General features: G+C 42.9%; 13 protein-coding genes. 4 read left to right on the top strand and 9 right to left on the bottom strand.

All coding sequences use genetic code 11. The features are described 5' to 3' along the window. Window positions 1–22 precede the first annotated feature (22 nt). From IEV61_RS02105 to IEV61_RS02080, 6 genes are all read right to left on the bottom strand, one after another. Window positions 23–1,522, bottom strand: coding sequence for a GH3 auxin-responsive promoter family protein (locus IEV61_RS02105; RefSeq protein WP_188413334.1), 1,500 nt, complete (start codon window positions 1,520–1,522; stop codon window positions 23–25). 3 nt (window positions 1,523–1,525) lie between these two features. Then, a complete protein-coding gene (locus IEV61_RS02100; RefSeq protein ID WP_188413332.1) occupies window positions 1,526–2,299 on the bottom strand; it encodes a hypothetical protein in 774 nt (257 codons plus the stop codon). A 6-nt stretch (window positions 2,300–2,305) separates the two neighbouring features. Beyond that, a complete protein-coding gene (locus tag IEV61_RS02095; RefSeq protein ID WP_188413331.1) occupies window positions 2,306–3,274 on the bottom strand; it encodes a glycosyltransferase family 2 protein in 969 nt (322 codons plus the stop codon). Between the two features lie 180 nt (window positions 3,275–3,454). Then, on the bottom strand, window positions 3,455–4,702 hold the full coding sequence (locus tag IEV61_RS02090; protein ID WP_229747004.1) for a TPR end-of-group domain-containing protein: 1,248 nt from the start codon (window positions 4,700–4,702) through the stop codon (window positions 3,455–3,457). A gap of 90 nt (window positions 4,703–4,792) precedes the next feature. Beyond that, window positions 4,793–5,743, bottom strand: a complete 951-nt coding sequence (locus IEV61_RS02085) for a glycosyltransferase family 2 protein (protein ID WP_188413330.1) — start codon at window positions 5,741–5,743, stop codon at window positions 4,793–4,795. 124 nt (window positions 5,744–5,867) lie between these two features. Further along, the gene (locus IEV61_RS02080) at window positions 5,868–6,539 is read right to left on the bottom strand and encodes a phosphatase PAP2 family protein (protein WP_229747003.1); all 672 of its coding nucleotides are present in this window, start codon (window positions 6,537–6,539) and stop codon (window positions 5,868–5,870) included. Window positions 6,540–6,829: 290 nt separating this feature from the next. On the opposite strand from IEV61_RS02080, the gene IEV61_RS02075 reads away from it, so the two are divergent. From IEV61_RS02075 to IEV61_RS02060, 4 genes are all read left to right on the top strand, one after another. Further along, entirely contained in the window at window positions 6,830–8,083 is a 1,254-nt protein-coding gene (locus IEV61_RS02075) for a Pycsar system effector family protein (RefSeq protein WP_188413329.1), read from the top strand. Window positions 8,084–8,092: 9 nt separating this feature from the next. After that, window positions 8,093–10,141, top strand: coding sequence for a polyphosphate kinase 1 (ppk1, locus tag IEV61_RS02070; protein WP_188413328.1), 2,049 nt, complete (start codon window positions 8,093–8,095; stop codon window positions 10,139–10,141). 15 nt (window positions 10,142–10,156) lie between these two features. Continuing rightward, window positions 10,157–11,029 carry an SdiA-regulated domain-containing protein gene (locus IEV61_RS02065; protein WP_188413327.1) on the top strand — a complete coding sequence of 291 codons (873 nt, stop codon included), beginning with the start codon at window positions 10,157–10,159 and terminating at the stop codon, window positions 11,027–11,029. An 83-nt stretch (window positions 11,030–11,112) separates the two neighbouring features. Next, window positions 11,113–13,458 (top strand): GAF domain-containing protein, encoded by a 2,346-nt coding sequence (locus IEV61_RS02060; RefSeq protein WP_188413326.1) that lies wholly within the window; start codon window positions 11,113–11,115, stop codon window positions 13,456–13,458. 155 nt (window positions 13,459–13,613) lie between these two features. On the opposite strand, the gene IEV61_RS02055 is transcribed toward IEV61_RS02060, so the two are convergent. The 3 genes from IEV61_RS02055 to IEV61_RS02045 all read right to left on the bottom strand — a co-directional run bounded on the left by IEV61_RS02055 (window position 13,614) and on the right by IEV61_RS02045 (window position 17,059). Continuing rightward, window positions 13,614–14,255, bottom strand: a complete 642-nt coding sequence (locus IEV61_RS02055) for a phosphatase PAP2 family protein (protein WP_188413325.1) — start codon at window positions 14,253–14,255, stop codon at window positions 13,614–13,616. Window positions 14,256–14,474: 219 nt separating this feature from the next. Beyond that, complete coding sequence (locus IEV61_RS02050; RefSeq protein ID WP_188413323.1) at window positions 14,475–15,578, bottom strand: lysylphosphatidylglycerol synthase transmembrane domain-containing protein; 1,104 nt, start codon at window positions 15,576–15,578, stop codon at window positions 14,475–14,477. A 62-nt stretch (window positions 15,579–15,640) separates the two neighbouring features. Next, window positions 15,641–17,059, bottom strand: a complete 1,419-nt coding sequence (locus IEV61_RS02045) for an alkaline phosphatase family protein (RefSeq protein ID WP_188413321.1) — start codon at window positions 17,057–17,059, stop codon at window positions 15,641–15,643. Between the last annotated feature and the right edge of the window lie 174 nt (window positions 17,060–17,233).

Below are 17,233 nucleotides of genomic sequence, written 5' to 3'. Positions count from 1 at the left end.
GGATAACAAACTAAATTTATGGTTAAATAATATAATTTACAAGTGCATCCGCAATCTTACGATCGTTGGATAGCCGGGGCACTTTATTTTGTCCGCCGAGTTTTCCCTGCGAGCGCATAAAGTTAATAAAACTATCGGGCTGCAAACTTCTGACTACTAAAGGGCGTAAAATATTACCGGTAATAAGGTCCTGGTAATAAATGTTTTTTTGCTGTAAGGCTGCATCTACTTTTTGAGCAAAGCTAACCATATTTGCTGGAGCTTTGCCAAACTCCACAAACCACTCGTGATAGGGTAAACTGTCTTCAACTGGGTTCACCTGTGGAGCTACGGTAAATTCTACCACATCAACACCCTCTTGTTTAGCTACGCTCATCAACGCATGTTCTACCTCTTCGCCAATTACATGCTCACCAAACGCCGATATATAATGTTTAATACGGCCAGTCACTACAATTTTATGCGGCTTTAACGAGGTGAATTTAACGGTATCGCCCAAACTATATCCCCATAAACCGGCATTGGTGTTCATGATGAGCGCATAATTTTTATTTAATTCTACCTCGCCCAAGCTTAAACGGGCAGGATGGTCATTAAAAAACTCGTCGGTTGGTACAAACTCGTAAAATATACCGGAATTAGCCAACAGCAGTAAGCCTTTATCTTTTTGCGAATCCTGGAAGGCAATAAATCCTTCAGAAGCCGGATAGGTTTCAATGGTATCAATACCAAAGCCTATGCTTTCTTCAATACGGGAACGATAGGGTTCGTAGTTAACACCACCGTAAACGAACAATTTAAAGTTTGGAAAAATATCCTTGATCTTTTTACCGCCCGCCTTAGCCGATAACCGGTCGAAATACATTTGGCACCAGGGCGGTATGCCGGATATGAGGCGCATATCCTGGTTATGGGTTTCTTCCACTATAGCGTCTACCTTTTGCTCCCAATCGTCAATGCAATTAATTTCGTAGCTGGGCAGGCGGTTCTTTTGCAGGTAGGCGGGCACATGGTGCGCTACAATGCCCGATAAACGCCCGGTAGCTATGCCGGCTTTCTCGCTCATAACCGGACTGCCTTGCAGGAATATCATCTTACCATCCACAAAATCGGCCTTACCTGTTTCGTGGATATAACTCAATAAAGCGTTGCGGGCAGCTTTGATGTGCTCAGGCATGCTCTCTTTAGAGATGGGAATATACTTAACGCCTGAGGTGGTGCCCGATGTTTTAGCCAGATAGGCAGGCTTGCCGGGCCATAGTACATCCGGCTCGCCATGGGTCATACGGTCAATATACGGGCGCAAATCCTCATAATCGCGTATGGGAACGTTGAGTTTAAAATCTTCGTAAGTATGAATGTTTGTAAACTGGTGATCTTTGCCAAAAGCGGTAGCGGTAGCTTGCTGAACCAATTGCTGCATGGTTTGACGCTGAAGGGCCACAGCATTTTGCCTGAGGTTGTTGATGTCGCGGTTTACCCATGCGGCAAATAGTTTACTTAATATTGCTTTTAAACCCATTTATTACAAGGTTTCAGAAACATCATCATCCAGGTCTTTATGGCTGTAAACCAGCTTACGGTACGATACCATGATCATCACCTGAACCAGCGGGAACGAAAGGGCAAACCAAAATATAGCTGCTATCTTAGCTACGTAACTACTGCTATCTACATCGAATAGCAGTGTAATAATCAGGTTAATGATGATCAAAAGTAAAGCTATAAAACCAACTACAATAAGTATAAGCCCAACCACCTTAAAGAAGTTGTTCCAGGTAATGTAAAAGCTTTGCTTGAGCGATTCTATAGGGCCCGAATCTTCGTCAACAATAAAACAAAGGCAAAATATGGAACGGATGAGGAGGTATCCAACGCCTAAAATCTCCAACTTATCGAGCACCTTGCTGAGCATTGGATAGCTATTTACCTGTAGGTTTAAGAAGATGATGGTACCTATTAAAAAGGTGTACAAAACCCCAATAGTAACAAAAGAAAGCGCCATTTTCAAGGATGGAAGAATATCCCGAAATTCAAACTCGTAATATTCCTTATCCATTAGCGTAAGGATAAGTTTATAGAAACTTAATACCAGGTAAGATTGCACCAGCATCATGAAAAAAACGAATGCAACCTGGCTGTATTGGTTATCATAAACTACAATAAAGCCTGTAAAGAAGCTGATCACCTCGTAAAAAATTAGGGAGATCACCGAGTATACGATCAGCGATATATAATTTTTCTTGATAATATCCCATGCTGTCTTGATAGTTTCGGCAATGGAAAACGGGTGATACATAGGTGATTACGATTTTTTAAGTATAACGCGCTTCCAGTAATCCTGCATAAAACCTAAACCATATGCTATTAATTGAATAAAGGCAGCGCCTACGCTCAAAAATGCAACTTTTAACGATTTGTTTTTGTACAGCGAGTGAAAAAATATCAACAAAATAATCAGGGCCAAAATTAGGTTGCCCACTATTGCAATACGCCATTGCAAAATATTAGCCAGCAAGGTAAAAATAACGCCCAGGGTGAACGCCGCCGGAAAAAAGTGGACAGGCTTTAGTTCTTTAGGGAAAAACTTGTAAATGTTAATGCGCGCCCTGCCAAAAAAGTGTAGTTGTTTATAAAATTGCAGGTAACTGGTGCGGCGTTTATGGTAAACCTTGGCCTCGGGTATTAGCCCAATTTTAAAACCTAACGAATGTATGCGGATGCTGTACTCAATATCTTCGCCCAATCGGGTTATTATAAATCCTCCGGCCTTTTGCCAGGCTACCCGCGATAAGCCCATGTTGAAGCTGCGGGGATGGAATTTGCCTATGCCTTTTTTATTGCCCCGTATGCCACCCGTAGTAAAAGGCGAGGTCATGCTGTAACTAATGGCCTTTTGCATGGGGGTGAAGCTGGGATGCGCGTCATCGGGCCCGCCATAAGCATCCAGGTAATCTGTGGTTAACCGCTGGTTTACTATCTCCAGGTAGTTTTCGGGGACTAAGACGTCCGAATCAAAAATGACAAAGTAATCGCCTTTGGCGCGTTCAAAGCCAAAGTTGCGGCTAAAGCCCTGTCCTTCGTTGGGTTTGAAATAATAATGTACATCTAATCTTTCGGCAAAAGCAGCAACAATATCCTTGGCATCTCTTACCGATCCATCCTCAATTACCAAAACCTCAAACTGCTTGTAAGTTTGCAATGTAAGGCTTTCCAGGAGTTCTTTAATTTCCTGCGGGCGGTTGTAGAGAGGGATGATGATAGAAAAAAACATTCAGCAGATACACAGGTTTTAGCTGTGCAAATATGCGGATGATTAGCGGTTACGCAATGCGTAAATTTAAAATGTTAGTAATGTGTTAAGACCAAATGGTATTTAGAACACAAATGCCGGTTAAACTTGTGCTTAACCGGCATTTGTATTTTATGGATAAATATCTAATAATGCTAAATATTAATTGGCAGGTGCAGCCCAAAATAGGGTAGGGTTATTGGTGGCGTAGGTAGTGTAAGTAACCTGGCTTTTATTGTTTGTACTTACGGTTTTATTATCTCCTTTGTTTTTAAAGTATTCCAGCGGCAGCAACTGTACGTATTGAATATTCTTTCCAGAGGCTGTAGTTTCGGTATCGTACTCACTGCTTACCGGACACTCTAAGTAATACAGGTTTTTAGACATGTAATAATCCAGGTAATGCGCCTTGTTTTCCGAATATTTACGGTTCCAGTTAGCATCTGGGTTTAAGATGAGTGTTTTATTAGCTATCAAGCGTTCGCGAACCTCCTCCGGACCTAATAACTGACCTTTTTCATCAAGCACATAGGCATTGTTCGTTGGATCCATCCAAACCCATTTTTTTAGGTCGTTAATGTACACCATGTTGATCACATGGCAGTCATTATCTACTCCTAAACTGTCTTTAGGTAAACAGGTCAAAAACCTTGATTTTATGCCCATAGATAAATAACACTCGTTAAGTACCGTTGCCAGTCCGCGGCAGTTTAAGCCCCGGTTATCCCTTTTACATTCGTTAATCATGCTCATCGCATTCTTAACCACAGGATTTCCGTGATTCCCATCGTGTGGTACCAGGTTATGTATCCAGTTCATCATGTTAATAACCTTAGATACTTCGTTGCCTTTACCGGCTATGGAGTCGAGGTTGAAGGTTTTGCGTAGCGTAACCAGGTTAGGATCGGTAGCAGCCTGGTAGGTAAAAACAGGAACAGCGCGTTTGTCTTTCGTATTGTAAGCTGCTGCATTTTTAAGGATATAGGGGTAATCGCCCACTTTGCGCAGGGGTTGTACAAGTGCTTTATAACCGGCTTCTTTACGGATGTTTTCGAGATCGGTATCTTCTAAAATATGGGAGTAGTTAAGATACCCGGCTTTGATAGATTTATCGAGATAGGTAACGGCTTCTTTTTTTTGATTGAGAAGGGAGTAGGTACAGCTTAAATTATAGTAGGCGTTGGTTAAATAGCCCGAATAGAATTTTTTGTCTTGCGGCGTAAGCTTTTCATAACGGCTAACAAAAGTACTCAGCAATTCATCGTAAGCTTTGATGTCTTTTTTCTCATAAGCTTTTTGCATTAACTGCGATTGCTCCTGTGCAAAGGCTTCAAATTCTTTGTTTTCGGCAAAAGCGCTTAACGTAAAGCACCATAATAAAAGCAGTGTAATTGTCGATTTGATAGTCATCGTGTGAGAGGTAAGTTAATACTCAATAGATGCAACATATTTCAAAACGTTGCACTAAACTTCACAAAAAGTAGGAAAAACTTCAAATAATTATACGGTAGCCTCAATCTGGTAGCTGTTTCGCTCCGGTGCATTTCTCGACACTAGTTCGGCCACAAAACCTGTAAGGAATAATTGAAAACCTACCACGATGGCTACCAGTGCCAGGTAGAAAAGAGGCTGGTCGGTAGCGTTCCTGTATTTTTCGTTATGGGCAATGTGGATCAGTTTTTCTGCCAAAATCCATATGGCCATCACCAGGCCCAAAAAGAAACTCAAAACGCCCATCGATCCAAAAAAGTGCATGGGGCGTTTTCCAAATTTGCCAACAAAGAAGATAGACAAAAGATCTAAGAAACCATTGATAAAGCGGCTCATGCCAAACTTGGTGGTGCCATATTTACGGGCACGGTGCTCCACAATTTGCTCACCTATTTTGGTGAAACCTGCCCATTTGGCTATTACGGGTATGTAGCGGTGCATTTCGCCATACACTTCAATGTTTTTTACCACGGCTTGGCGGTAAGCTTTCAATCCGCAGTTAAAATCGTGCAGGTTATCAATGCCCGACATGCTGCGGGTAGCCGCATTAAAAAGGCGGGTAGGAATGGTCTTGGTTAAAGGATCGTACCGCTTGGCTTTCCAGCCCGATATAAGGTCAAATTTTTCTTCAACAATGCGGCGGTATAGTTCGGGTATTTCGTCTGGACTGTCCTGTAAATCAGCATCCATGGTAATAATAACGTTGCCTTGTGCCGCCTCGAAGCCAGTATTCAGCGCGGCTGATTTTCCATAATTACGGCGAAATTTTACGCCTTTAATATGAGGGTTTTGTGCATGCAGGTTGCATATTTCATCCCATGAACCATCGCGGCTGCCATCATCAACCAAAATAACTTCATAGCTAAAACGGTTGTTATCCATTACACGGCTTATCCAGGCGGTAAGTTCGGGCAACGATTCAACTTCATTATATAAGGGTACAACAACTGAAATATCCATGGATAAGCAAAAGTAGAAAAATTTAAGATAGTTGGGAGAGTCAAGAGTACAGCGTCAGGAAATACAGATGCATTGATGTTTACGAAGTGTTAAAAGGTCTTGACTCTGTACTCTTGGCTCTCCTTTACTGTACTCTCTTTCTTATCGTGTTAAAGTAAACAGCCGTACCTGCGCCCATGAGTGTGCCTGTGGCTACATCGCTTGGGTAATGTAAGCCCAGGTACATGCGCGAATACGCTACCGATGAGGCCCATAACGCGGCAGGTGCAATAACATACCATTTTGGATATGCCAACGAAAGTGCCGTAGCTGTGGTTACTGAAGATGATGAGTGCCCGGACGGGAAAGAATAATCGCCGGCTATGTAAACCGGTATGATGCGAAAATTACCGCGAAAAGGTCTTGGGCGTTTAATGAGGCGCTTAATTAAAAGCACGGCCCCGTAAGAGAATACCGAACTGCTGGCCACATACAAAGCATTTTGCCGCATTTCTTTATCATGGTTTAATGCGCCGCCTATGAGTAAACCTGCAGGCACTAAAGCGTTGCCATAAATATTGGTCTTGCTCATAAAATAATAAAACCCGGTGCCTTCAGGTGTGCGGTTGCGGGCCAGGCTTACCATAATACGATCATCAAAGGTTTTGCCCGCAATAAGCGTACTTACAGGTACGCGGTAAGTTACCGTATCATTATTGGGTGTAACTACCACACCGGGCTGCGCCTGCGCAGGTTTTAACAGCAGCAAGGCATATATGGTAAAACTTAAAAATAAGCAAGTGGCTTTACAAGTCATCAGGGTAAATAAGCTATAAGCGTATCGGTGCGTTAAAGTTTGTTATATAAGCTGCTAACTTACACATATTGCTGTTTTTTTTAAGGGGTGTAAACCGCTATAAATACTTCTATACTGTTGTTGCTTATATCAAATTGTAATTCATACCTTTAAAATGCGTTAGTATTTCAGCTTACACTATGCAACTGTTTAAAACCAAATTGAAATAAATTTATTATTAAGCAGTATTTGCCTTAACCAAGCCGGTGCCTGCAAGTTGCGCCCGCTGTTTTTTAAAGTTTTAACCGCCTATGAACTATCAACAACTGCTGGAAAAAGTTAAACAGCAGGTTTTATCTTATTTTAAGCTTCGCAATAACGAAGATCTGCTTTACCACAACCGCAAACATACCGAAGATGTAGTGGCCGGCGCCACACAAATTGCCAACCATTACCAGTTAAACGACCGCGACTTTTTTATCGTGTTGGCTTCGGCATGGTTTCACGATACGGGGTACATGGAAGATGCATCTAACCATGAAGAAAAAAGCGCTCGCCTGGCCGAAGAGTTTTTAAAAGCGCAGTATGTTGATGAAGATATAATTAAAGAAGTTCATGGCTGCATCATGGCCACTAAAATGCCGCAAAAACCGGTGGGCTTGTTGCAAAGTATTATATGTGATGCCGATGTGTTTCACTTAGGTACCGCCGATTTTGATGGGAATAACAAGCAATTGCGTAAAGAGTGTAAGGCAATTTACCAATGCGATTTTAGCAAGCAAGACTGGCGCCATAAAACTATCCAGTTTATGCAGTCGCACCACTACCATACCGATTATGCTCAGATGCTGCTGGCCGATCAAAAAGAAAAGAACCTGCAGCAACTGAAAGATAAAGAGGCCGAATGGCGCGAGAAAAATCAGTCTGAAGTGACAAGCGCGGTAGCCGTGCCGGTTATGTCAGCTGCTGTTAAGGAAAAAGAAGCTAAGCCTGTATTTGAAGAAAAGCCGGTTAAGAAAAAAGAAAGGCCCGATAAAGGTATTGAAACCATGTTCAGGGTAAGCTCGAGCAACCACCAGCGTTTGAGCGATATGGCCGATAACAAAGCCCATATCATGATCACGGTAAACTCAATCATCCTTTCTGCCATCATCAGTTTACTGCTGCGCCGTTTAGAAGACTACAGTTACCTTATTATTCCCACGTTTATTATACTGGTTGTAAGCTTAACCACTATGGTGTTTGCCATACTGGCCACCAGGCCTTCTATTCCCGAAGGGCGTTTTAATCAGCAGGATATAGACAATAAAAAGGTGAACCTGCTCTTCTTTGGTAATTTTTACCGCATGAACCTGCCCGATTATATTGCAGGCATGCGAAGCGTAATGGCCGATCGCGAATTTTTGTACGGAAGTTTAATTATCGATCTGTACTCGCAAGGGGTAGTTTTGGGGCGCAAATATCGTCTCCTGCGTATTTCCTACAATATATTTATGTTCGGTTTAATTGCATCGGTGTTGGCTTTTATCATAGCGGCAGCGGTAAACGGCAGTGGCAAACACTAAAAAGTAACTATGCAGTTTCAATTTTTTAACCGCGATTTGAGCTGGCTCTCGTTTAACGAACGTGTATTGCAGGAAGCCGACCGCCAAAGCCTGCCATTACTGGAGCGGATCAATTTCCTTTCCATCTACTCGTCTAATCTAGATGAATTTTACCGGGTCAGGATGCCGGTTTTACAGGCGCTGCACAAGATCAATAATCGTAAAAATAACGTTGAAGAAGGTGAGCTTAAGCTGCATGACCTGCATAAGGCGCAACAACAAATACAACAGCAGCAGGAGCACTACGGCCAAATCTTAACCCAAAGCATATTGCCGCAGTTAGATGAAAAAGGCATCCATCTTATTTATAACCAGGAGTTTCCTGCGCAAATAGTACAACCCGTTACCGATTACTTTTTAAGCCAGGTTATGGCTTTCTTGCAGCCCGTCGTTCTCACTGCCGAGAGTGCTTTCTTTCCCGAAAATAACAAGCTTTACTTTTTGGTACAGCTGCAAACCGGGGCCGACGAGGAGCAGTTGGTTGCGCTAAATATTCCATCCGATGAATTGCCACGGTTTTTTAGCATACCGGTTCAAAACGAGCTGTACATTGTTTTTATAGATGACATCATCCGGTACAATCTTGATAAAATATTTGATCTTCCGGTAAGTGGATGTTACAGCTTTAAAATAACGCGCGATGCCGAGTTCGATTTTGAAGACGAATACAACGGTGACCTGGCCGAGCAACTGGAAAAGCAATTACGCAAGCGCGATTATGGCTTGGCCACCCGCTTTTTACATCAGCCCGGCTTGCCGTTGCGGGCGCTGCAAACACTAAGCAAACTTTTGGGCTTGCGCGATGGTAGTTTGGTAGCTGGTGGCGTATATCATAACCTTAAAGATTTTGCAACCTTACCGGTAAATAACGCCGAACTCAAAGTTGAAAAATGGCCTGCACTGCGTTACAATGCCCTGCCCGAAACCCAATCGCTTTTAGACAAGATAGGCCTGCAAGACTACATGCTGCATACGCCTTACCAAAGTTACGATAGCATTCTACGCTTTTTTAATGAGGCGGCCATCCGCCCTAATGTAGAGGAGATCTACGTTTCGCTATACCGCGTTGCCAGCGACTCAAAAATTGTAAACGCGTTAATAAGCGCGGCACATAATGGTAAAAAAGTATTTGTACTGGTAGAACTCAAAGCCCGTTTTGATGAGGCTAATAATATAAAATGGGCCAAAAAGCTGAAGGCTGCCGGTGCACGCCTTATTTACAGCGTTACCGCGCTAAAAGTACATGCCAAAATTGCACTGGTTAAGTTACGGGCCGGTACGCGTACCCAGTACCGCGGCCTGCTGGCCACCGGAAATTTTAACGAGAATACGGCCCGCTTTTACACCGATCATATTTTGCTTACCGGCAACCATCAGTTGCTGCGCGAAATTGAATTACTGTTCATTTTCCTTTCTAAAAAGCAGAAGCCCGATAGTGCCAAAGTAAAACCGTTTAAAAACCTGCTGGTTGCACAGTTTAATTTACAGCAGCAGTTTTTAGAACTGATAGATGCCGAGATCAGCAACCATAAACAAGGTTTGCCGGCTTTCATTACCATTAAAATGAACAACCTCGAAGAGGAAGTTCTTATTAGTAAGTTGTACGAGGCCTCTAATGCGGGTGTGAAGATTAATTTAATTGTGCGCAGTATTTGCCGTTTAATACCGGGTGTTGCCGGGCAAAGCGAGAACATAACCGTTACCCGCATTGTTGACCGTTACCTGGAACACGGTCGTATATTCGTATTTGGCAATAACGGCGATACACGGGTGTACATGGGTTCGGCCGATTGGATGAACCGCAATATCTATCACCGTATTGAAGTATGCTTCCCTATATATGATGAAGCCATTAAAAAGGAAATACTGCAATTTATAAATTTTCAAATCCAGGATAATGCACAGGCCGTACATCTCGACACGCAATTAAGCAATATTCCTGTTGAGCAAAATACGCCGGTGTTAAGATCACAACAGGAAATTTACAAGTATTTACAGCAAAAGGCCCAAAGCCTTTAACCGACACTATTGATCATGATAAAGAAGAAATTTCAGTTTATATATATAACCGCTTTGGTAAGTTTGTTAAGCTATTCATGCGCGCAAAGCCAGCAGGTTTATAAAAGTCCTAAGGGTTATGACCTTAATAAACCTACCAAATATAAAATGCCCGACGATCTGCTCGAAATTTCGGGTATTAGTTTCTCTAAAGGAAACCCCGCTACCTTTTACGCCATACAAGATGAAGAAGGAAAGCTATTTTATGGTAAACTTGGTGCCGACAGGGTAAGCCACTCCAAGTTTGGTAAACACGGCGATTATGAGGATGTCGCCATTAGTGGCAACATCGTTACTGTGCTAAAAAGTAACGGTAAGCTGTATACCTTTCCGTTAAATCAAATTGCAGAGGTCGAGTTAACCAACGTTCAGGAGCAACAAAACCTGCTACCCTCAGGCGAATACGAAAGCATGTATGCCGACGAAGCGGCACGCAAATTATATGTGCTCTGTAAAAACTGCGATGATGAGAAAACTACCAAAAGCAGCAGCGGCTATATTTTTAATATTCAACCCAACGGTACTGCGCAAGCCGCCGGAAACTTTAAAATAGAAGTAAAGCAAATTAAAAAGCTAACCGGCGATAGCAAGATCAAGTTTCGCCCGTCGGCTATGGCCAAAAACCCTGTTACGAAAGAGTGGTACATCTTATCATCGGTAAACGGATTACTGGTAGTTACCGATGCTAACTGGGACGTGACCGCCACTTATGACCTTGATCACAAGTTATTTTTGCAACCCGAAGGTTTGGCTTTTGACAAACAAGGCAACATGTACATCAGCAATGAGGGAGATGAATTTAGCCGCGGAAATGTTTTAAAGTTTACATACAGCGGAGCAAAACGTTAATGGTTTATCATAACTTTACATTTAATTAAAATAGCCGTAACCATTAAATAAGCTTTCCCGCTTTAGCGGGATAAAAGCAGTTCATGCAAACAACATCTTTTTACATTAATAAACACCTGGCTAATTGCGACCTGGTTGAAAATACGTTATCATTTAAACCTTTTATACGCCAGCTCCAAAAACGGCTGCAAGAGGAGAGTACTGTTAAATCGCGCTTTTATAGTTTTGTGCTCGATCATTTTAAGTCAGACGGCGAAGTTATTGTTGAAAACAGCGCCGACACTGTTAATGATGCCTATGCGCTTGAATTAATTTACAGCACATTATCGCCTGTGTTACAAGGTGAGCAGGAGTCTTTTTGGGCTTTGAGTACGCCTGTGCCAAACCATGTGTTATACAGTACCGATGCTTTTTACGACCTGATAACCAGTAAAGGCATCAATGAGAGTGCATCACGTCTTATGGCCGATGATAACAATTTTTTGAACCGGCAGCAGGAGTTTGTTTACCGGCTTATATTAAAGCGCCTTTATGGTTTTACATCGGTGTTTAGCAGCAACGAGTATTATGCCTACTTAAACCCCGATACGGGTTTAAACCGCTACTATCATATCCACGTAGATACCACTTTTATTGATATTGAGGTATTAGGCCACCTGCCCGAACTGGAATTTGAAACCATTGAGAACTATCTTCACGATGATGAAGGCGTAAAAGTACTGGCCGATATATTGCCACTGAGCCTTTTTAAACTCGAAGGCTTTTCGGTGATCACACTGGAAGATGTAACCGCTCAACGAGCCATTGAAGATATCCGCGAAGCCATAGCCGATCCGGTTGAAGACCAGACGGAGCTTTATAAAAGGGTGATCTCTTCCCTTAAAACGCTTACCAATAACAGTGGGGTACGTTTTGGATTGCTTCCGTTTTTAAAACTGAATGATGAGCCCGCATTCGATATTAACTCATGCTCGCAGAGCGTGCTCATGAAATCGGCGCATAAGTATGGCATAGCCGAAGAAACTTATTACGCATTAGTAAACAGGTACGAAAAAGACCCCAAAGCTGTTTTCTTTAGTTCATTGTCAGAAACACGGCAAAAGAAGTTCTTCTTTCTGAAAGCACTTAGCGAGGCAGGCATTAAATCATATGCTGTAATACCGGTTTTCTACAATAAGCATATTGCTGGTATTATGGAGGTTTACTCCGAAACCGAGCTGGTGTTTTATGAAAATCTGCTTTCGCGCCTGGAATATGCTATCCCGTTAATTGCCCAGTTATTGCAAAATAGTATTGAGCACTTTAACACCTGTATAGATAGCGTGATCAGGGAAAAGTTTACCTCGCTGCAACCCGCCGTACAATGGAAGTTTAACGAAACAGCCTGGGAAGAGGTAAGAAACCCCAACAACCGGCGCAAGCAGGCCGAAGTAAATGCCATTACGTTTAAAGATGTATATCCGCTTTATGGGGCAATAGATATCCGCAACTCTACTATTGAGCGTAATTTGGCCTTGCAGCAAGACTTGCGCCGCGTAATGAAGTTGCTGAACAAGATTCTGGCAAAATTAAACGAGCTGCATCCCCAAAACCATTGGTTGGTTTTAATAGATAAGACGAATAAATGGCTGGATGTGATCAAAGAAAGCGTAAATACCAGCGATGAGATTCTCATTAACGATTTCCTGGAAACGGAAGCTGGCGTTGCCCTTGCCACTTTCAGAACAGAGCATCCTGATGTAAGTGAGGTGGTAGATGATTTCCTGGAGATGATCTCAAAAGATTGTGAGGGGCCTGCCTTTACCCAGCGTAACCGTTTGGAAACGGCCATGCAAATGATCAATGCGGCTATCAACAATTACTTTGAAAAAGCACAGCACCAGTTACAGGAGATCTACCCATGTTATTTTGAAAAATTCAGAACCGACGGAGTGGAGTATGATGTGTATGTGGGGCAGTCTATCTCACCTAAAAAGCCTTTTACCAATGATTATTTAAAGCAAATGCGCCTGTGGCAGCTTACCTCTATGGTAGAAGTGGCCCGGCTTACCCATCATTTGCTCGAAAATATGCCGGCTTCTTTACGCACCACCCAGCTCATCTTTATTCACAGCATGAATATTGATATTAGTTTCCGCAACGATGAACGTCGTTTTGATGTGGAAGGTGCCTATAACATCAGGTATGAGGTTATTAAGAAACGAATAGACAAGGTAATGTTGCTGGATGGCAGCGAACGTTTAACCCAGCCCGGCAAAATAGCACTGGTATACTTTACCGAGCACGAGGCTGAAGAACAGGTTACATACATCAAACAGTTACAATCTAAAAACATGCTTTTGCCCGGGATAGAATACCTCGACCTGGAAGAATTGCAGGGCGTAATTGGTTTAAAAGCGTTACGGGTAAGTATTAATTTTGAGGAGTAAGATTGCTGTTTACTTTCTAAACATTCCAGGTGTAATGAGAATGCTAAAACGTTCTGTCAGTCTGAGGTTGTCGAAGGTTTGTATGCCTCGCTAAGTCTTCGACAAGCCAATAACGACAATGGGATTATACAATCGTAAGGGGGATAACCATTTAACTAATTAAGCTCAGCCTGCGCCAACGCAGCAACCCTGGCCTGACGACTCAGACGCTTGCGGAACATCATTTTCTGCAGTTTATTGGTCAGGTAAGCCGATCCGGAACCCACTAACATACCGCACAAAACATCGGTTGGGTAATGCGCACCGCGGTACATGCGCGAGTAGGCCGTGGCGCCTGCAAAAGCAAAGCTTGGTGCTATCACATACCACTTAGGATAAGCCATACTTACCGAAGTAGCCACCGAAAAAGCCGTAGAAGTATGTCCTGAAGGAAACGAGTAATCGGTAGGCGATGTATTCCCTTGCAGCATGATTTTATCGCCCCAGGTTACAAAGGGGCGCTGGCGCTGTATGCTGTTTTTCATGATCATGGTAATGGCCGTATTTCCTACCAGCGCAACACCGGTATTAAAGGCCACCTGCTTTAACTTTTGATCATGATTAGCTAAACCAATGGCCATTAAAGTAAGCGGAGTAGCAGCCGAAATATAGATAGCATTGTTAGAAACAAACTTCCAGGCCGGGTTTTCAGCGCCATTGTTCGGATTAAACTTGTTTAACAAGTTAATATCCATGTTTTGCGATTTAACCAATGATGCCTGTAGGATAAGCACCAGCACAAATAGTTTAAACTTCATTTATATTTAAGTATAGGGGTTACTGAGTAAAAATCTTATTCTATAACGGCTTACTTTAAATAATGAAAGGGTGAGGTTAAGCGATATTAAATTGTGAATACTTCAAAAGTGCTCTTGAGATATCCGCTTGTTTTATAAAAGTAGCAAAAAAAAGCACGTAGTCAAAAAATGATCCTAAAAAAGGTAAGCTTACAATTATTGACAATGATGCTTAATTGCTTATACTACTTTCTCCTGTTTACGGTGTTGTAACTGCGTTTGTTTGCGTAAAAGATTAATTACTACATAAGCGCCTATTAACGCAGGGAAAAAAAGAAGGAAAGAGCGTTGCAATAAAGTAAAGATAGACAGCAGTGCAGGCGGAACAATTTTACCGAACAATACCGAGATACTTACCTCGGCAAAGCCGCTGCCACCAGGGCTGGGGGCAAAGTAGATCATAAACTGGATCAATATCTGTATAGAGATCACCTGCACAAGGCTGGCATTTACGCCTAAACCCAGCAAGATTACATACTGCATGCAATATTTATTCATATATAGTAACGTAGTAATCACCAAACTCAGCGGGAATAAGAAAGGGTTTTGCTTGATGATGACGCTACAGGTTTGCTGATACTTGGCAATACTTTCATAGGAGTTATTAGCCCAGGCATCCAACTTGTCTTTACGCTTTGGAAACACTTTGGCTAAACCGGTAGCAATTTTTCTGATGATGACACCTACCCAAACCGGCTTCCAAAAAGCCAGCAAAAAAGCCATTAAAAACAGCAGGAAAAAGCTGAACCCGTACTTTAACATGCCCGGCACAATGCCGCTCACCGCACTGGTATCCATTACCATAATAGCCACGAAGCCTGCCAGGGGCATAAAAATAAGTGTAGCGCCCATGTTAATTAGGCTAACCGCAAAAGCATCAATAAAGGTTACGCCTGCGCTGGTATATACAAATATTTGTGCCGGCCCTGCACCGCCATGGGCGGGGGTAACCGCACCCATAAACATGTTGGCCACGTTAGCCCTGAAACTTACCCAGTGCGATACCGCTGGGTTAAGCTTACGTATATAAATATGGTTGCGCCAGCTGCCCAGCATCAGATCTATAAAAAGCATCACCAAACAAATGGCAATGTATTTATAAGAAATGTGGGTGAGGGCCTCAACGGTTTCGCCGGTATTGTTATAAAAGAAGATGCCCGCAATGGTAAGCACTGTAATTAAGGCAAACCAAAGGCTACCCTTAATAATGAGCTTTTTGTTAAATACAGATTGTACTTCCTGCTTACCCTCTGTTTCTAACTGTTGCTCCTGTTGTTTGTTCATTACAGGTTCTTGTATATTACTATCCGGCATAAGTTGGCTAATATAAAAAATTTACGTGCAGGTTAGTACAAAGATTCACCTTCGGATGCTTTGGGCGTAATGCCTTTCCATTTCAGGATAGAATTAAATAAATCGGCCGTACGGGCCGGGTGCGTGTTCCAGTTCTTTTGATTGTAGATTAAAGGTACGTGAATATGTGAACGGTGCAGCGAACCATGCGAACCCAAGTGCTCGGGATATTCCCAAAAATCGCGCAAATCATGACCTACACGGGCACTGATCACAATATCGCCCGCGCGGCGGCTTTGCATTAGCTGATAGATCTGGTAAAGCGAATCGGGATATTCACTATCAAAGGTGGCTTCTAAAGCAGCACGATGGCCGCTTACTTTAACCGCACCGCCTAACTTGAGCACATCGGCACTTACAGGCTGGTAGCTAAATGTTTTACCATCGGCCTCTACTACGGCTTTACCCTCTGCATTGTGCACTACAAAAGTATTGTCCTTATTACCTCGGTAAAGCGCAAAATCTACCGCTTGCTCGCCAATTAAGCTATTTAAGCGCGTGCTGCCCATACATGTTAATATTTCATTCTCGCGCAATACATGGCTGCCCTCATGGTTCAATAAGTGAATGCTGCCAAAAGAGTTGCCCGAGATCATTACGGCCGATTTTGGATTACTCTTCCAGATGGTTGGGTAATAAACCGATTTCAAGCCATTGTTGGTCATCCATTCTCCCAAATCCAAATGCTGGGTGGTTGGGGTAAGGCCATGGTCGGAGGTCATGATAAACAAGGTGTCATCCCACCAGCCTTTTTGCTCTAACAATGCCCTAACTTCGCCCAGGCTGTTATCCGCAATTTTATAGGCTTCAACGGTGCGCGGGTCGCGTATGTGGTGATAGTGCGAATCCCAGTCCACGCTTGGGAACACGGCAAACAAAAAATCAAAATCTTTGCCGCTGTTCAGCATTTCCATAATACGCTGATGGCCCTGGTGGTCTACCGGGTGGTGGCGTTTCCAGAAATGGGCACGGGTGTACAGCAAGCCTTTACCTTTCTTACCCAGATCGTATTCATCGGGCACGCTGCGGGTAATCATATTGTACAAGTTGTACGATTCGCCCAATAGCTCAAAAAGTGTAGGTTTATCTGCAGGCATATCGGTATTAAACCAGGCTGCTTCGGGGCCGCAATACGAGCGCATGGCATTCTTGTTCCAGCGGGTGCGTTTAAACTCCTGCTTGTCAAACCAGCGTATCCCGGTAATACCCATGGTACCGGGCGAGTGGCCGGTTAAAAACGGCAGGTAGGCAGGTCCGGTAGTTGAGGGGAAACAAGTGGTGGCCTTGCGGTAAGTGCCTTCGTCAATGATGCGTTTTATGTTGGGTAACAGGCCTTGGCTTATCAGTTCGGGCAGCACTTCGCTATGAGCGCCATCTACCAGGTAAAACAAGGTGCGTTTGCGGTTTTGCATTAATTAGTTTGTACTTTAAGTCATCAAATGCAATGTTGAGTAAACAATTGCAACTATCCGGCAAAGATAATTTTATCGGGCTAATAAAGTAACAGTTAAGAATAATAGGGCTTTTGATAGCCATATCTTTACAAATTAATTTATAATAAATTCCTGTATAAATGTGATGGTGAA

Origin of the sequence: Mucilaginibacter galii (genome assembly GCF_014635825.1) — a bacterium.
Taxonomy (GTDB): domain Bacteria; phylum Bacteroidota; class Bacteroidia; order Sphingobacteriales; family Sphingobacteriaceae; genus Mucilaginibacter; species Mucilaginibacter galii.
Note: the sequence above shows the minus strand (reverse complement) of the source record. Positions and strands in the feature narration are given on the sequence as shown.

What these genes read in the sequence shown, in the direction of transcription:
- IEV61_RS02105 (WP_188413334.1), bottom strand. Translation starts at nt 1,522, where the DNA reads ATGGGTTTAAAAGCAATATTAAGTAAACTATTTGCCGCATGGGTAAAC.
- IEV61_RS02100 (WP_188413332.1), bottom strand. Translation starts at nt 2,299, where the DNA reads ATGTATCACCCGTTTTCCATTGCCGAAACTATCAAGACAGCATGGGAT.
- IEV61_RS02095 (WP_188413331.1), bottom strand. Translation starts at nt 3,274, where the DNA reads ATGTTTTTTTCTATCATCATCCCTCTCTACAACCGCCCGCAGGAAATT.
- IEV61_RS02090 (WP_229747004.1), bottom strand. Translation starts at nt 4,702, where the DNA reads ATGACTATCAAATCGACAATTACACTGCTTTTATTATGGTGCTTTACG.
- IEV61_RS02085 (WP_188413330.1), bottom strand. Translation starts at nt 5,743, where the DNA reads ATGGATATTTCAGTTGTTGTACCCTTATATAATGAAGTTGAATCGTTG.
- IEV61_RS02080 (WP_229747003.1), bottom strand. Translation starts at nt 6,539, where the DNA reads ATGACTTGTAAAGCCACTTGCTTATTTTTAAGTTTTACCATATATGCC.
- IEV61_RS02075 (WP_188413329.1), top strand. Translation starts at nt 6,830, where the DNA reads ATGAACTATCAACAACTGCTGGAAAAAGTTAAACAGCAGGTTTTATCT.
- ppk1 (WP_188413328.1), top strand. Translation starts at nt 8,093, where the DNA reads ATGCAGTTTCAATTTTTTAACCGCGATTTGAGCTGGCTCTCGTTTAAC.
- IEV61_RS02065 (WP_188413327.1), top strand. Translation starts at nt 10,157, where the DNA reads ATGATAAAGAAGAAATTTCAGTTTATATATATAACCGCTTTGGTAAGT.
- IEV61_RS02060 (WP_188413326.1), top strand. Translation starts at nt 11,113, where the DNA reads ATGCAAACAACATCTTTTTACATTAATAAACACCTGGCTAATTGCGAC.
- IEV61_RS02055 (WP_188413325.1), bottom strand. Translation starts at nt 14,255, where the DNA reads ATGAAGTTTAAACTATTTGTGCTGGTGCTTATCCTACAGGCATCATTG.
- IEV61_RS02050 (WP_188413323.1), bottom strand. Translation starts at nt 15,578, where the DNA reads ATGAACAAACAACAGGAGCAACAGTTAGAAACAGAGGGTAAGCAGGAA.
- IEV61_RS02045 (WP_188413321.1), bottom strand. Translation starts at nt 17,059, where the DNA reads ATGCAAAACCGCAAACGCACCTTGTTTTACCTGGTAGATGGCGCTCAT.